The 15,353-nt window shown below is 37.8% G+C and carries 16 protein-coding genes and 1 riboswitch; of the genes, 13 read left to right on the forward strand and 3 right to left on the reverse strand.

Annotated features, from left to right (window positions below):
* The first annotated feature begins 50 nt into the window (after window positions 1-50).
* From comGB to AA0X95_RS11160, 7 genes are all read left to right on the forward strand, one after another.
* Window positions 51-989 (forward strand): competence type IV pilus assembly protein ComGB, encoded by a 939-nt coding sequence (gene comGB, locus AA0X95_RS11130; protein WP_413309957.1) that lies wholly within the window; start codon window positions 51-53, stop codon window positions 987-989.
* Between the two features lie 17 nt (window positions 990-1,006).
* Window positions 1,007-1,315, forward strand: a complete 309-nt coding sequence (gene comGC, locus AA0X95_RS11135; RefSeq protein WP_413309959.1) for a competence type IV pilus major pilin ComGC — start codon at window positions 1,007-1,009, stop codon at window positions 1,313-1,315.
* Window positions 1,315-1,752 (forward strand): competence type IV pilus minor pilin ComGD, encoded by a 438-nt coding sequence (gene comGD, locus AA0X95_RS11140; protein ID WP_413308848.1) that lies wholly within the window; start codon window positions 1,315-1,317, stop codon window positions 1,750-1,752. Before comGC ends, comGD begins: the two co-directional genes overlap by 1 nt.
* Entirely contained in the window at window positions 1,739-2,077 is a 339-nt protein-coding gene (gene comGE / locus AA0X95_RS11145) for a competence type IV pilus minor pilin ComGE (RefSeq protein ID WP_413308850.1), read from the forward strand. Before comGD ends, comGE begins: the two co-directional genes overlap by 14 nt.
* Complete coding sequence (comGF, locus tag AA0X95_RS11150) at window positions 2,046-2,501, forward strand: competence type IV pilus minor pilin ComGF (protein ID WP_413308852.1); 456 nt, start codon at window positions 2,046-2,048, stop codon at window positions 2,499-2,501. The genes comGE and comGF overlap by 32 nt, the downstream gene beginning before the upstream one ends.
* Entirely contained in the window at window positions 2,498-2,881 is a 384-nt protein-coding gene (gene comGG, locus AA0X95_RS11155) for a competence type IV pilus minor pilin ComGG (protein WP_413308854.1), read from the forward strand. Before comGF ends, comGG begins: the two co-directional genes overlap by 4 nt.
* A gap of 78 nt (window positions 2,882-2,959) precedes the next feature.
* The gene (locus AA0X95_RS11160) at window positions 2,960-3,145 is read left to right on the forward strand and encodes a YqzE family protein (protein WP_413308856.1); all 186 of its coding nucleotides are present in this window, start codon (window positions 2,960-2,962) and stop codon (window positions 3,143-3,145) included.
* Between the two features lie 59 nt (window positions 3,146-3,204).
* Here the strand turns inward: AA0X95_RS11160 and AA0X95_RS11165 are convergent, their stop codons facing one another.
* A complete protein-coding gene (locus AA0X95_RS11165) occupies window positions 3,205-3,996 on the reverse strand; it encodes a YqhG family protein (RefSeq protein ID WP_413308858.1) in 792 nt (263 codons plus the stop codon).
* The gene (locus tag AA0X95_RS11170) at window positions 3,974-5,662 is read right to left on the reverse strand and encodes a DEAD/DEAH box helicase (RefSeq protein WP_413308860.1); all 1,689 of its coding nucleotides are present in this window, start codon (window positions 5,660-5,662) and stop codon (window positions 3,974-3,976) included. The genes AA0X95_RS11165 and AA0X95_RS11170 overlap by 23 nt, the downstream gene beginning before the upstream one ends.
* A 156-nt stretch (window positions 5,663-5,818) precedes the next feature.
* Window positions 5,819-5,908: riboswitch (glycine riboswitch) on the forward strand.
* Between the two features lie 150 nt (window positions 5,909-6,058).
* On the opposite strand from AA0X95_RS11170, the gene gcvT reads away from it, so the two are divergent.
* Genes gcvT through gcvPB form a run of 3 tightly spaced genes read left to right on the forward strand, consistent with a single transcriptional unit; the run spans window position 6,059 to window position 9,980 of the window.
* Window positions 6,059-7,162, forward strand: coding sequence for a glycine cleavage system aminomethyltransferase GcvT (gene gcvT, locus AA0X95_RS11175; RefSeq protein ID WP_413308862.1), 1,104 nt, complete (start codon window positions 6,059-6,061; stop codon window positions 7,160-7,162).
* Window positions 7,163-7,180: 18 nt separating this feature from the next.
* Window positions 7,181-8,527: an aminomethyl-transferring glycine dehydrogenase subunit GcvPA gene (gene gcvPA, locus AA0X95_RS11180; protein ID WP_413308864.1), complete on the forward strand. Its 1,347-nt coding sequence runs from the start codon at window positions 7,181-7,183 to the stop codon at window positions 8,525-8,527.
* Complete coding sequence (gcvPB, locus tag AA0X95_RS11185; protein ID WP_413308866.1) at window positions 8,520-9,980, forward strand: aminomethyl-transferring glycine dehydrogenase subunit GcvPB; 1,461 nt, start codon at window positions 8,520-8,522, stop codon at window positions 9,978-9,980. The genes gcvPA and gcvPB overlap by 8 nt, the downstream gene beginning before the upstream one ends.
* 360 nt (window positions 9,981-10,340) lie before the next feature.
* On the opposite strand, the gene AA0X95_RS11190 is transcribed toward gcvPB, so the two are convergent.
* On the reverse strand, window positions 10,341-10,724 hold the full coding sequence (locus AA0X95_RS11190; RefSeq protein ID WP_413308868.1) for a rhodanese-like domain-containing protein: 384 nt from the start codon (window positions 10,722-10,724) through the stop codon (window positions 10,341-10,343).
* Between the two features lie 192 nt (window positions 10,725-10,916).
* Between AA0X95_RS11190 and AA0X95_RS11195 the strand changes: the two genes are divergently transcribed.
* The 3 genes from AA0X95_RS11195 (at window position 10,917) to AA0X95_RS11205 (ending at window position 15,274) form a co-directional block, all read left to right on the forward strand.
* Window positions 10,917-11,753 carry a biotin/lipoate A/B protein ligase family protein gene (locus tag AA0X95_RS11195; RefSeq protein ID WP_413308870.1) on the forward strand — a complete coding sequence of 279 codons (837 nt, stop codon included), beginning with the start codon at window positions 10,917-10,919 and terminating at the stop codon, window positions 11,751-11,753.
* A 344-nt stretch (window positions 11,754-12,097) separates the two neighbouring features.
* Complete coding sequence (locus AA0X95_RS11200; protein ID WP_413308872.1) at window positions 12,098-14,656, forward strand: vitamin B12-dependent ribonucleotide reductase; 2,559 nt, start codon at window positions 12,098-12,100, stop codon at window positions 14,654-14,656.
* Window positions 14,657-14,824: 168 nt separating this feature from the next.
* Window positions 14,825-15,274 carry a C40 family peptidase gene (locus AA0X95_RS11205; RefSeq protein WP_335529368.1) on the forward strand — a complete coding sequence of 150 codons (450 nt, stop codon included), beginning with the start codon at window positions 14,825-14,827 and terminating at the stop codon, window positions 15,272-15,274.
* Window positions 15,275-15,353: the final 79 nt, after the last annotated feature.

Below are 15,353 nucleotides of genomic sequence, written 5' to 3' on the forward strand. Positions count from 1 at the left end.
AGGTAAGGGTATTATATCAACTGGTATACATAAATGCAATTGCAGAAGCAATTGAATCTATAGCATTGCAATTACCTGCAAAACGAAAGGAGGAATTATATGATTGTTTAATTGAGTTAAAAAAAGGATTACCATTTCATGAATCATTAGACAATCTTGGATTTCACAAGGATTTAATTGGTTATGTTTATTATGCTGAGCAACATGGCAGCTTTTCCGATGCGCTCTTAGAAGGCAGTAGTCTAGCTTTAATGAAGGGTAAAGATCTGCATAAGCTTTTGAAATTACTTCAATATCCGCTGGTATTAATCTTTATAACAGGTGTCCTTTTTATTTTCGTGGAAAACACTCTACTCCCTAGATTTACCACTCTTTTTTCATCTCTTGGCCTTGAAGAAAACTTTTTTACAAAGGTTATCTTCATGTTTGATCAATACTTCCCCATTGTTATCGGTAGTCTGCTTTTGACCTTACTCCTAACATTTGTTTATTATTTTCTCATTTTTCGTAAATTCTCCATCTTGAAGCAAAGGTCGATACTTGTTCAAATTCCAATTGCTGGCAAGCTCCTCAAATTACTGTATACCCATTACTTTTCCATCCAGTTAAGCTTTTTATTATCTGGTGGCTTATCTGTATCAGAAGCCTTGCTACTATTTGAGAATAACCTAAGTCAGCCTTTTTATAGTCAAATCGCGGGAACAATTAAAGAAAACCTAGTAACAGGTGAAAAATTGGAGACTATCTTAACGTCCTTTACATTTTTTGAAATGGAATTCTCTATGATCGTCAAACATGGACAAGAAAATGGGAAATTAGAGCAGGAATTACTCTTTTTTAGTAAACATTGTCTCAACAATATGGAAGAAATAATTGAAAAAAGCTTGAAGACGATTCAGCCAATATTATATTTATTTATCGGATTTTTAGTTGTTTCAATGTATTTGGCTATACTTTTACCTATGTTTCATCTATTAGATGGTATCTAAAAATGGAGGTTTATATGATGAATAATGAAAAAGGGTTTACACTTATTGAAATGATGATTGTTATGCTGGTTATTTCCATCCTGTTGATTATTACAATTCCAAACGTAGCAAAACATAATACAAATATTAATAATAAGGGGTGCGAGGCTTATGTAAAAATGGTTCAAGCCCAAGTTCAGGCCTATGAAATGGATAAAAACAAGGTGCCCACACTCCAAGACCTTAAAACTGAAGAGTATATAAAGGATGATGCAAAAGGTTGTCCGAACGGAAAAACAGTAAATATAGATTCAAATGGGAATGTCACAGCTGTAGTAGCACCTTAATGAACTGGTGTCAAAAAGGATTCACGTTGATTGAATCACTTCTGGTCCTTTCCATTTTTATGATTATTTCCTCAGTCACTGTCTTCACCTTAAGACCTCAGCACTCTTTTATTGAAAAGGATTCCTTTTTCACCCAACTAAAAGCTGACTTGTATTATGCCCAACAGTATGCCATATCGCATCAACATGAAGTAACAGTTCAAATTGTGCCTAAAGAATACATGTATTTTATGATATGCAGTGCAGAGGAAAGACCAATTATTGAAAGAGACTTCTCACATAATGTAAATTTCACTGAAGGTACGATGCCCTTTAATTTTAAGTTTCTTCCAGATGGAAATATAAATAAGTTTGGTAGCTTCATACTGTACTATCGAAATAAAATATATCGTTTGACCTTTTTAATTGGAGAGGGACGGTTTTATGTTTCCGAATAGTAAAGGATTTTTCTTACTGGAATTACTCCTATCACTGTCTGCGTTGTTAGTGATAAGTATGTTTTTACTACCCATTTATATTCAAGTAAGAGAGCAATCACATCAAGTTGAAATAGAAAATATTGCACGAAAGTTTATGTATGAAGAATTACAGGCGAGGATGATGGATCACAATAATTTTAACAATTACTCGCTTGTTCAAGATGGAATAGAATATCAAATTTTTTGGAAAAATTCCCTTGAAAATAGCGGAAAGGTGGTATGTGTGAAAGTTGAAAGGAATCCCTTTATACATGGATCTGAAACATGTGGAATATTCGAATGAAAAGGCATTTACACTTATTGAAGTACTAATCGCTTTTTCGGTCTTTAGTATCATTGTCTTTTTTATGATGCCTATTTTTCAAATAACTCTCAATAATAATGATACGCAAGAGCGATTGCGGGCTATGGAATGGGAGGTCTTTTGCAGTCAAATAAAAAAAGAAATGCGCTACTCTAGTAATGCTCAAGTGTTATCAGGCCGCTTAATCCTAACCAAAGATACAGAGACAGTCCAATTTGAAAAATACGGTACGAACCTACGGAGACGAGTGAATTCCACAGGGAACGAAATTATACTTCAAAACGTGGCACAGTTTTCTCTAACACTGCTAAACAACGCTGTTAAAATTACGGTTGTTGACCTTTCAGGAAAAATACACACCGTAACCATTTTTTCTTTGGTCAATTGGAACAAGGGATCATGATAAATAGGGAGAATGGATTTACTTACCCACTGACACTTTGTTTGCTTCTGGTTTTTTTAGTATTCCTCACCATGCAGGTTGATCAATTACTTATGGAAAGGAAACTAGCACATGAATCAGCAACTATTCAACAGGAGGAATACTATTTTCTCTCTTCGATAAAAAAGGTGGAAGCCTTATATCAAACAGTAGAAACCATTCCATTAAAAGGTGGTTGGACATTTAGCAATGGAACGATGGAGTACCAAGCAGAAGCACCTACAGGTGGCGTTCAAAAGGTGACCTTTAATTTGGTATTAAATACCGGAATAGCAGTTACCGGCCGAGGTTCTTTTGATGTCGTTACTAAAAAACTAACTAAATGGACTGAAGTAAAATAAATTGTTTGAAAAAAGTAATCCTGGACATACTTGTAACTGAGAACGGAAGTGACCGTCTAGGGAAAGGCAGGTGCGTCCATGAAAACAAATGATTATGTCAAATACATGACCCAAACAATTGTAAAATATGCTGATCAACCAAGGGATGAAAGAAAAAGGCTCCGTGATGAGCGGAAGCAAGGACGAGCATCTTTTTGGTATCGGTGGTTTGGAATCCTACCGTATATCCTTTATTTTCAAATGAAAAAGAGACGAAAATTTTAGGAATATAATAATTGAAATCTAAAAGGCTGACTCAATTGTAAGAGTCAGCCTTTTATTCTTTATATTGCTTGATCAGTTAGATAAAACAGACCGCCATTGATAAAGGAAATATTAATCTTCGGTTCGTATTGCTCTTGAAGTGCTTTTTTTTCGGTCTCGTAATTTTCATTTTCTTCTTCTATTTCTTCATAAAAATGCTCCAACAATCTTAAATCTTGGTCCCACCGCTTTCGGGCTTCCTCAGCCCATGAATGATCATCCTCATTAATCAGCGATGTTATATAGTTTTCTATCCTTAGCATTCCACTTTTTGGTTTTACCAATGGTGATAAAGTAAAAGAGTAATCTGGGATTTTAGGTGTTAATGGTATTTGTTCTAGACGATCATGGAAATTTTCAACCATTTGACCATTTATTAGCTGTAAACCTATGGATTTATAAATATCCCGCTTACGATCACATTGATAAGAAATCTTAACATTCATACACAGCCAGGGTAATAGCGGTGTTTGGTTATGAATCTGATTATGTTTTTCGTAAAGACGAATATAACTGGCCAAATTTTTGGTGGATTGAAAAATTTGGTGAAGCCTAGGTGATCCGAAATGTATAATCTCACCCTTTATATGGTCTGGAGCGATATCTTTGTTTGTAATGAAGGTGAGTTGCATTGGATTAGGAATTCCACCTGTTTTTTCCAGGTAGTGCCAGTAAAAGGGGCGGTTCATTAATTCTTTATCCAGTTCAATCGTTAATTGTACGGTTAAGTATCCCGGTTTATTCTCGATAATTGGGCAATCATTCGCCACAAAGTAACTGATAAGAAAGTTATGAATTTCCTGCTGCTGCATGTGCCTCACCTTCCTTAATAGTTTGTGCAAATTCGATCATAGATGATAAATTTTCCATTTTAATTCTCATTTCACCTTCTGAAGCAGATTGTCCAAATATATCAATTAAATGATCCTCAATATTGCCAAATTCTAACTTCGTTAATATATCGTCCAATTCGCCAATGACCTTTTCAAACAGATTAATTTTTTCATAAAGAAGCTTTAAAATATGTTCCTCAACTGTATTTTTGATGGCGAAGTTATAAATCATGACGTCCTTTTCTTGGCCTAATCGATGAATACGTCCAATCCGTTGCTCCAGCCTCATAGGGTTCCATGGCAAATCAAAATTAATTATATGATTACAAAATTGCAGGTTAATCCCTTCACCGCCAGCTTCTGTAGCAATAAGTACTTGTGCTTGCTTTTGAAATAGCTCACGCATCCAGTCCTTCTTCCCCCGTTTAAATCCGCCTCGAAATGGAACGGAGGAAATGCCATGTTGCTTTAAATACCACTGTAGGTACATTTGAGTAGCACGATATTCTGTAAAGATAATGACTTTATCATTAACCTTTTGAATTAACTCAAGGGCCTTTTCAGCTTTTGAATTTTTTTGTACCGCTTCCACTTTACTAATCAAAAAGTTAATTTGTTCTTCGAAGGCGGGAGTGGGATCCTCCTTTTTTTGCAGCATGTTTTTTAGGGTGTAAAATACAGATTCCCTGCTGCTACATGCTTCCCTCTGCAGAGTCATGATAGAGAAGGCACTCGTTGGAAGCCAATCACTTTCACTTTTTAAATTAGTAATTGAATCATATAAGTCCTTTTCTTGCGGAGAAAAGTCAATGGGGATGGTTTCTACGTGCCTCTTAGTCCATTCAATTCCTGTATCAGCACGTCGATTACGAATCATCACCTTGTTAACTAATTCTTTTAAATGCTCATCATCATTTAAGGAACGTGCATCCCGTTTGTATTTTTCGTAGAATGCGGTTTCGCTGCCTAAATGTCCCGGTTTTAAAAGTGAAACGAGGTTAAAGATTTCCTCAATTCTGTTTTGAATGGGAGTTGCAGTTAATAATAAACAAAATTTCTTTTTAAGATTTTGAACAAACTCGTAGTTTTTTGTTTTATTATTTTTAAGTTTATGTGCTTCATCAATAATGATTAGGTCATAATCCAGCTTAGAAATAATATCTCGATGAGGGTTTCTCTTGGCTGTATCAATCGATGAGACAACCACATCACATTGTTCCCATACATAGCTTTTCCTTTGTGTAATAGCAGGGATGAAGAACTTGCTGTTTAATTCAATTGCCCATTGTGTAACTAAAGAAGCGGGTACAAGAATAAGTACCTTTTTCACTAATCCACGAATCATGTATTCTTTTAAAATCAAGCCTGCTTCAATCGTCTTTCCAAGTCCCACTTCATCTGCAAGGATGGCTTTCCCATTCATGTTCTCAATCACTTGCTTAGCTGTTTCAAGCTGGTGAGGTAGCGGTGTTAAATTGGGAAGGTGCTTTGGAGCCTGCAAGCCTTCAAATCCAGGTATGACAAGATGTTTTTCAACCCCAATCGCTAGTTTAAATAGCTCCCAATTCCCCCAAGGCCCATCGTTATCAATTCTATGTAAAAAATCATCCTGCCAAGAGGAATCAAATTCAATTTTGACAGACATTTTTTCAGCTCCTTTTGTTGTAAAAAAGACTATTGCCCAATGTATTGTTTTAATGGTAGGATGAAAATAGCTTTGAATGTTTTAAATATTTTAATAAGGTAATTTATTTTAGTAGTATAATTAGTATGACCAAATAGGAAAATATTATAATTGCGAATGACAACAAGGGGAGAGACTACCTTGGTAGCGCCGAAGGAGCAAGCAGAAAACTGTGAATCTCTCAGGCAAAAGAACTCTTGTTTGACGCAACTCTGGAGAGTGCTACCTAACTAGTGTAGCCACCAAAGGGGAAAGCCTTTTTTCGGTAAACTTTCAGGTGCAAGGACAGAGACCTTCTTATGTTTTAGGGGAGGTTTCTGTCCTTTTTTATGTTTTTAAATTAAAGGGGGATTAAAAATGACTGAGTTAAAACGTACTCCGCTTTTTGAAGTGTATAAGGAATTCGGTGGGAAAACCATCGATTTTGGTGGCTGGGAACTACCGGTTCAATTCTCTAGCATTAAAGAAGAACATGAAGCCGTCCGCAATCGTGCCGGATTGTTTGATGTTTCTCACATGGGAGAAATCGAAATAAAAGGCTCTGAAAGTCTAAACTATTTACAAAAAATGATGACGAATGATATTTCAAAAATTAAAGATGGCGGTGCCCAGTATACAGCCATGTGCTACGAAAATGGCGGAACGGTTGATGACTTGCTTGTTTATAAAATTGAGGATCATCATTACCTGCTAGTTGTTAATGCATCAAATATTGATAAGGATTTCAAATGGCTTGAGGACCATCTATCAGGGGATGTAAGCATTGAAAATCTGTCTGAAAAAACAGCTCAGCTTGCCATACAGGGACCTCTTGCTGAACAAGTTTTACAAAAGCTTACTGAAACAGATTTAAGTGGAATTGGCTTCTTTAAATTCCAGCAGGAAGTTAGCTTAGATGGTAAAAAAGCTCTTGTATCAAGAACTGGATACACAGGTGAAGATGGCTTCGAAGTGTACTGTGATGCCGTAGATGCTGAACAGCTTTGGAAAGACATATTAGAAGCAGGAAAAGAAGAGGGTGTTCTTCCATGTGGGTTAGGCGCACGCGATACTCTTCGTTTTGAATCCGTTTTAGCTCTTTATGGGCAGGAGTTATCACCAGAAATCTCTCCACTTGAAGCTGGAATTGGCTTTGCTGTCAAACTTAACAAAGAGTCTGATTTTATTGGTAAAGAAGCTTTAAAGTTGCAAAAAGAGAAGGGTCTCCCAAGAAAAATAGTGGGGATTGAAATGATTGATCGTGGAATCCCACGTCATGGCTATCCTGTTTATAAAGGGGATGTACTAATTGGGGTAGTAACAACTGGTACACAATCACCTACATTAAAGAGAAATATCGGGCTTGCCCTTATTTCTACTGAGTTTACTGGGCTAGACACTGAGGTTGAAGTAGAAATTCGCGGTAAACGCTTAAAAGCCACAGTTGTTCCAACACCTTTTTATAAAAAAGAAAAGAAATAACAGGAGGGAGCTAGGTTTATGAAACATCGCTATTTACCTATGACTGAACAAGATAAGAAGGCTATGCTCGAAACCATTGGTGTTACTTCAATTGATGATTTGTTTAGCGATATCCCTGAGAAAGTGAAATTCAAGGGTGAATACAATATTAAACCGGCAAAGTCTGAAACAGCATTAATGAAAGAGCTATTTCAAATGGCCAGCCGTAATGCAGACTTAAAAAGAAATGTCTCTTTTCTTGGTGCAGGAGTTTATGATCATTATATGCCTGTCATTGTAGATCATGTGATTTCTCGTTCCGAATTTTATACTGCATATACACCATACCAGCCAGAAATTTCTCAAGGTGAATTACAAGCCATTTTTGAATTTCAAACAATGATTTGTGAATTAACAGGCATGGATGTAGCCAACTCTTCTATGTATGATGGTGGTACAGCACTGGCTGAGGCTGCGATGCTAAGTGCAGGTCATACAAAACGAAAAACTATTTTAGTGTCAAGTGCCGTTCATCCAGAGTCTCGTGAAGTTCTTAAAACATATGCAAAAGGTCAATACCTTGATGTCGTTGAAGTACCAGTAACAGATGGTGTAACAGATGTTGACGCTTTAAAAGGACTTGTCAATGCTGATGTTGCAGCTGTCATTGTTCAGTACCCTAACTTTTTCGGCAGAATTGAACCGTTAAAAGAGCTTGAAGAAATAATCCATGAGAATAAATCAATGTTTGTTGTTTCCAGCAACCCATTATCCCTAGGTGTGTTAACACCTCCAGGAAAATTTGGTGCTGATATTGTTATTGGTGATGCGCAACCTTTTGGTATTCCAACAGCATTCGGTGGACCACACTGCGGATATTTTGCAGTTACAACTAAATTAATGCGTAAGGTACCAGGACGTCTTGTTGGACAAACAACAGATGATCAAGGAAGACGTGGTTTTGTTTTAACCCTTCAAGCTCGTGAACAGCATATTCGTCGTGATAAAGCGACATCGAATATTTGCTCTAACCAAGCATTGAATGCATTAGCTGCTTCGGTTGCAATGACTGCACTTGGAAAAAAAGGTGTACGTGAAATGGCAGCAGCAAATTTACAAAAGACTCATTATGCAAAAACCGCATTTAAAGAGGCTGGATTTGATATTGCTTATGATGGCCATTCATTTAATGAATTTATCGTGAAATTCAATCAACCAGTTAAAGAATTAAACCAAAAGTTGTTACAAAAAGGAATCATTGGCGGTTATGATTTAGGTCGTGACTATGCTGATCTTGCTAATCATATGTTGATTGCCGTTACAGAACAAAGATCTAAGGAAGAAATTGATACTTTAGTGAAAGAATTGGGGGATTTGCATGCATAATCAAGACCAGGCACTTATTTTTGAACTTAGTACACCGGGTCGAATCGGTTTCAGCCTGCCGGAAGTGGATGTACCTGAATTAGACCTTAGTAGTCTTCTTCCTGAAGGTTACGTTCGCGAAGAAGATCCTGAACTTCCAGAAGTATCTGAGCTTGATATCATGCGCCATTATACCGCGCTTTCTAGAAGAAATCATGGTGTGGATTCAGGTTTTTATCCATTAGGTTCTTGTACGATGAAATATAATCCAAAAATTAATGAAAATGTGGCTCGATTTAATGGTTTTGCACATGTGCACCCATTACAAGACGAAAGTTCTGTTCAAGGAGCACTTGAGCTATTATACGACCTGCAGCAACATTTAATTGAGATTACTGGAATGGATGAAGTGACACTTCAACCAGCCGCTGGTGCTCACGGAGAATGGACTGGATTAATGCTCATTCGTGCCTACCATGAGGCAAACGGCGATATGAAGCGTACAAAGGTCATCGTACCAGATTCTGCTCATGGTACAAACCCAGCATCCGCAACCATTGCTGGATTGGAGACAATTACAGTTAAATCAAATGAAAATGGTCTTGTTGATTTAGAAGACCTTAGAAGAGTAGTTGGCGAAGACACGGCTGCATTGATGTTAACAAATCCAAACACACTTGGACTTTTTGAGGAAAATATTCTTGAAATGGCAGAGATTGTCCATGGAGTAGGTGGAAAGCTGTATTATGATGGAGCAAACTTAAATGCTGTTCTATCAAAAGCTAGACCAGGGGATATGGGATTTGACGTAGTTCACTTAAACCTTCATAAAACCTTCACTGGCCCGCATGGCGGCGGTGGTCCTGGATCAGGTCCGGTTGGTGTTAAAGCAGATTTAATTCCGTATCTTCCAAAACCAATTATCGCTAAACGCGGTGAAGAGTACGTCCTAGATTATGATCGTCCGCAATCTATTGGACGTGTGAAGCCTTACTACGGCAACTTTGGAATCAATGTTCGTGCTTACACTTATATCCGCTCAATGGGCCCTGACGGCTTAAAGGCAGTAACGGAGTATGCGGTATTAAACGCGAACTATATGATGAGAAGGCTTGCTGAATACTATGATCTACCATTTGATAGACATTGTAAGCACGAGTTTGTTCTTAGCGGAAGACGCCAGAAGAAATTAGGTGTCCGTACACTCGATATTGCGAAACGTCTGCTTGATTTTGGTTACCATCCACCAACCATCTACTTCCCATTAAATGTGGAAGAGTGTATCATGATTGAGCCAACTGAAACAGAATCAAAAGAGACTCTCGATTCATTTATCGATATCATGATCCAAATTGCGAAAGAGGCTGAGGTTAACCCAGAGATCGTTCAAGAGGCCCCACACACAACTGTTGTAGGTCGTATGGATGAAACAACAGCTGCGCGTAAACCTATTTTAAAATATCAAAGAGATTAATTAAAAGAAAGGTCAGATTCCTTAAGTGGGATCTGACCTTTCTTATTTAAAAAAATTGGCTCTACCCTGAATAACTGTGGATAACTTTTAGCAGTTATTTCATTCATTGATGTGCAAATTCTTTTGCATGGATGTCTGTTAAACTTGTCTGTTGATTTCCGCTCCAGGCGTCTTCGCTTTCCGCGGGCGTGCCGGGGAGCCTCCTCGTCGCTTCACTCCTGCGGGGTCTCCCCTGCCCCGTACTCCCGCAGGAGTCTTCGCGCCTTCGGCTCCAATCAACAGGGTTAAAAATCAACAATGTTCTTTAACACAGCCAAAAAATTAAAGGTTCCGGAATTGCTCCGGAACCATGAGTTTATATTATTTTTTTGCTTTTACTTTACCAGACCATTTTTTAAATCCACCTTGCAGCTGGGTAAGGTCTCTATAGCCTTTACGATGTAAGAATTGAGCAGCACGTGCACTGCGCATTCCGCTTTGGCAATATAAGTAAACAGGCATATCCTGACGAATCTCTTTCATTCGCATTTTCATTTGTGACATTGGAATATTACGTGCACCTAAGATATGTCCGCCCTCGAATTCGTTTGGCTCACGAACATCTATAAGCTGTGCCTTCCTGTAGCCTGCACGGAAATCTTCTTCTGTTACCGTTTTAACAATTCTTTTCTGATAGAAATAAGTAAAAACGGAGTAGATAATAACTGCTGCAATAATGATTAATAAGGTATAAAGTGAATTCAACTTCTTTTTGCTCCTTTCAAGCTTTCCTGCACTAGTTTTTATTATATAAGTCATTCCACTAAAGATAAAGATGCATGGGAAAAAATCTTTAATTTTTCTCATACAATTATACCAGAAACATCTTATTTTGAATTCATATCAGATTTTGGTAGACTTAAGAACGAAATAATTTTATAAAATGAGGTTTTTTACATGGAAAAAGAAGTATGGCGTTTTATCGATACAGGTAATAGTTCTCCTTCATTTAACATGGCTTTGGATGAAGCTCTGCTTGATTGGCACAGTGAAGGGAAATTTCCCCCGGTGATTCGGTTTTATGGATGGAATCCTCCGACGTTATCCGTAGGATATTTTCAGAAGGTTGAAAAGGAAATTGATATGGATGCTGTAAAAGCTCATAATCTTGGTTTTGTGAGAAGACCAACAGGTGGCCGTGGTGTGCTGCATGAACATGAGCTTACATATAGTGTAATCGTTTCAGAAGACCATCCAGAAATGCCAAGTTCAGTTACTGAGGCTTATCGAGTTATTTCAGAAGGTATTTTAAAAGGGTTTCATCATTTAGGGCTAGAAGCTTATTTTGCTGTCCCAAAAACATCTGAAGAACGTGATGCGTTGAAGAATCCACGCTCTGCAGTATGTTTTGATGCTCCAAGCTGGTATGAGCTTGTTGTGGAGGGAAGAAAGGTAGCAGGTAGTGCGCAAACAAGACAAAAGGGTGTTATTCTTCAGCACGGATCGATTCTTTTAGATTTAGACGAAGAGAAGCTGTTTAGTCTTTTTAAATATCCGAATGATCGGGTAAAAGACCGGATGAAGAAGGCGTTTAAGGATAAAGCGGTGGCAATTAATGCGATTAGTCCAAGAAGAATTACGCTAGAAGAAGCGAAGGAAGCGTTTTATAAAGGGTTTGCTGAAGGGTTAAATATTGAACTTGAATCCTATCAATTAACAGACGAAGAGCTCGCTTACGTCCAAAAGATTGCAACTGAACGATATGAAAACGATGAATGGAACTTTAAACGATAATTTGAGGAAAGCGGCGATTGCCGCTTTTTTCCTTTTTTATAATACCTTTTAAAAAAAGTAGCAAGCCTCGAATTTTGTTAAAATTCCCTGTTTTAAGACGAAAATCGTAGAAAATCTTTCATTATCTCTTAAATCTAGTTATTTTTATGTTTGACAAAATAATTGTTTTTTGCCTGTTATACAACATGTAGTAGTACCGAAAATATTTTCGGTACTATATATAGATTTTTTAGTTGATTATTCCGGTCGAGCTGTGATACCTTATTTATATAAGACAACTAGATATAGCAAAAGCAATCTAGATTAGACACAATAGGTAGATTTTATTTGAAGGAGTTGTTCTCATGTCTGTAGTTTTTAGACAAAAAATGAATATTGATTTTGAAAGGTTGAATGAGGATATCCACCTTTTCCCCCAGGTTCACCCAGTAACCCCAGATATGAAAATAACTCACAAGGGTGTTTCGCGTTTGGTAATGTTGGACCGCTACACCTTTAAAGACACAGAAAAAATTACTCTCACAAACGGCGACTTTGTTGTTCTCACCATAAAAGAGGATCCAAAATTTCCAGCAAGAGGTCTTGGGTACATCCAGGAGATTGATTGGGAAAATAAAAAAGCAAAAGTATTAGTTGAAGAGGAATTTAGAGGAGTGCTAGATGACCCACAAGAAGCTAGTACAGGGGTAATTGTCCGTTCGTTAGACGTGATTGAAAAGCCACTGGAACTATTTTATGAGCAAATTGCCAAACGAAATGCAACTGGTCTAGCCTCGGTTGAAGAAACGGATGAAAAGCGACAAGAATGGTATGAAAAGTTCTACCAAGAGCTTGTTTCAATGAATTTTATCCCTGCAGGTCGTGTGCTGTATGGTGCAGGTGCGAATACAGATGTGACATTTTTTAATTGCTACGTCATGCCGTTTGTACCAGACTCACGTGAAGGGATCTCTGACCACCGTAAACAGGTAATGGAGATCATGAGTCGCGGCGGCGGTGTTGGAACGAATGGGTCGACTTTAAGACCGAGGAATACACTAGCAAGAGGTGTAAATGGAAAATCATCGGGTTCGGTATCTTGGTTGGACGACATCGCTAAATTGACGCACTTAGTAGAACAAGGCGGGTCCAGACGTGGTGCCCAGATGATCATGCTTTCGGACTGGCACCCAGATATTATTGAATTTATTATTTCTAAGATGCAAAATCCTAGGATTCTACGATTCTTAATTGAAAATACAAATGATGAAACAATTAAGAAATATGCAAAGGATAAGCTTAAGTTCACACCACTAACATTGCAGGAAACAGCGATGTATCAAGGTATTGTGAATTATAAAAACATACCAGGCTATGGTGGTTTTGATGAGAAAATCATTGCTGACGCAGAAGAAAAATTAGTTACAGGTGGTAATTACACTGTCCATAACTCAGAGTTCTTGACTGGTGCAAATATTTCCGTATGTCTAACAAAAGAATTTATGGAAGCTGTCGAAAATGATAGTGAATATGAACTTCGTTTCCCATATGTTGAGCACTATGACCAAAATGAAATGAAAATTTATAATGAAGAATGGCATAATGTCGGTGACGTGCGCGAGTGGGAAAGAATGGGCCACAAAGTTCGTGTGTACAAAAAAATCAAAGCAAAAGAACTTTGGAACCTAATCAATATTTGTGCGACTTACTCGGCAGAACCGGGTATCTTCTTTATTGATAATGCCAACGATATGACAAATGCTAAAGCATATGGTCAACAAGTAGTTGCAACGAATCCGTGTGGGGAACAACCACTTGCACCTTTTTCTGTGTGTAACCTTGCTGCAGTAAATCTTGCTGAGATGGCAGATAAGGATACTAAAACAGTTGATTTTGAAAAGTTAAAGAAAACTGTAGCGATAGGGGTAAGGATGCAAGATAACGTTATTAATGCAACACCTTACTTCCTTGAAGAAAACAAGAAGCAGGCTCTAGGTGAGCGTCGGGTTGGTCTAGGAGTAATGGGCTTACACGATTTATTAATCTATTGTGAAACCGAGTACGGCTCACCAGAAGGTAATGAATTAGTTGATAAAGTGTTTGAAACCATCGCTACAACCGCCTATAGAACATCAGTTGAAATAGCAACAGAGAAGGGAAGTTTCCCGTTCTTAAATGGTGAAACTACTGAAGAGACAAATCGATTAAGACAGGCATTTATTAATACAGGATTTTTGAAAAAAATGCCTGAGGATGTCCGCCAAGCGATAATGGAAAAAGGAATAAGAAATTCACATTTGCTTACTGTTGCTCCTACGGGGTCCACTGGGACCATGGTTGGCGTGAGTACCGGACTTGAGCCTTATTTCTCATTCTCTTATTTCCGGAGTGGACGTCTTGGTAAATTTATTGAAGTAAATGCTGATATCGTTCAGGAGTATTTGGAACAACATCCTGAGGCAGATGATAATAATCTTCCGAAATGGTTCATCACTGCAATGGAATTAGCACCAGAGGCACATGCTGATGTCCAATGCGTCATCCAACGCTGGATCGACAGCTCCATCAGTAAAACCGTTAATGCGCCGAAAGGCTATAGTGTAGAACAAGTAGAAAAAGTATACGAACGATTATATAGCGGCGGTGCTAAAGGTGGAACTGTTTATGTAGATGGTTCCCGGGATTCTCAAGTACTAACCCTTAAAGCAGAAGAAAATACAAATGAGCAGTTATCGATGTTTGATGAAAAGCCAAAGCAGCATGTTGTTCTAGTTGACACCATCAGTGACCTGCGTTCAACAGACGTAACAATTGGTTCTGAGGTTGGCAATACGTGCCCAGTTTGCCGAAAAGGAAAAGTCAAAGAAATCGGCGGCTGTAATACATGTACAAACTGTAATGCTCAATTAAAATGTGGATTATAAAAAGTATTAAAGAGAGAGGGTGGATAGCAATATTTCCATCCTTTTTCAATAAATTAAATTATATTAGAATAACTTTGCAATCAAATCGTAATATTGCTGTGAAGTCCTTGTTATTATTTCCTTGTATACTGTGATTATCAAATACATCACTCCAGGGAGGACAACATTATGCTAAAAAAACTAATCTCTGTTCTTGCGATTACAATTGGTCTTAGCTCAGTGTTTGCTACTACGGGTGATAAAGCAGAAGCGGCATACTATCATACAAAAGCAATTTCAGTTGCCAAGGCTAACCTTGGTGTTCCATATAGATGGGGTGGGATTACTCCAAGTGGTTTCGACTGTTCCGGATTAGTAAAGTATTCTTACTCTAAGGCTGGTAAAGTGCTGCCTAGAACGGCAGCGGATATGTTTTACACTAAAGGATATCGTGTAAGTTACTTACAGCCTGGAGATTTATTGTTTTATGCACCAACAAAAGCTAGCAGACCCACACATGTCGCAATGTATATTGGTGCAGGGAAAATGATTATGGCTTCATCATCAAAAGGAGTTATTGTTACCTATACAAGTAATACCTATTGGAAACCAAAATATATTGGTGCAAAACGAATCTAAATAAAATATATCCCTAGAGTATCGGCATAAGTCGGTACTCATTTTTTATGTATGGAAATAATTGTTCCAGCGGTTTCTT

It is taken from the genome of Neobacillus phoenicis, assembly GCF_047302305.1.
Lineage (GTDB): Bacteria > Bacillota > Bacilli > Bacillales > Cytobacillaceae > Neobacillus.

Bases quoted from the DNA above. Each gene is read 5' to 3' on its own strand.
- comGC (WP_413309959.1), top strand. From the start codon at position 1,007: ATGAATAATGAAAAAGGGTTTACACTTATTGAAATGATGATTGTTATG.
- comGD (WP_413308848.1), top strand. From the start codon at position 1,315: ATGAACTGGTGTCAAAAAGGATTCACGTTGATTGAATCACTTCTGGTC.
- comGE (WP_413308850.1), top strand. From the start codon at position 1,739: ATGTTTCCGAATAGTAAAGGATTTTTCTTACTGGAATTACTCCTATCA.
- comGF (WP_413308852.1), top strand. From the start codon at position 2,046: ATGGATCTGAAACATGTGGAATATTCGAATGAAAAGGCATTTACACTT.
- comGG (WP_413308854.1), top strand. From the start codon at position 2,498: ATGATAAATAGGGAGAATGGATTTACTTACCCACTGACACTTTGTTTG.
- AA0X95_RS11160 (WP_413308856.1), top strand. From the start codon at position 2,960: ATGAAAACAAATGATTATGTCAAATACATGACCCAAACAATTGTAAAA.
- AA0X95_RS11165 (WP_413308858.1), bottom strand. From the start codon at position 3,996: ATGCAGCAGCAGGAAATTCATAACTTTCTTATCAGTTACTTTGTGGCG.
- AA0X95_RS11170 (WP_413308860.1), bottom strand. From the start codon at position 5,662: ATGTCTGTCAAAATTGAATTTGATTCCTCTTGGCAGGATGATTTTTTA.
- gcvT (WP_413308862.1), top strand. From the start codon at position 6,059: ATGACTGAGTTAAAACGTACTCCGCTTTTTGAAGTGTATAAGGAATTC.
- gcvPA (WP_413308864.1), top strand. From the start codon at position 7,181: ATGAAACATCGCTATTTACCTATGACTGAACAAGATAAGAAGGCTATG.
- gcvPB (WP_413308866.1), top strand. From the start codon at position 8,520: ATGCATAATCAAGACCAGGCACTTATTTTTGAACTTAGTACACCGGGT.
- AA0X95_RS11195 (WP_413308870.1), top strand. From the start codon at position 10,917: ATGGAAAAAGAAGTATGGCGTTTTATCGATACAGGTAATAGTTCTCCT.
- AA0X95_RS11200 (WP_413308872.1), top strand. From the start codon at position 12,098: ATGTCTGTAGTTTTTAGACAAAAAATGAATATTGATTTTGAAAGGTTG.
- AA0X95_RS11205 (WP_335529368.1), top strand. From the start codon at position 14,825: ATGCTAAAAAAACTAATCTCTGTTCTTGCGATTACAATTGGTCTTAGC.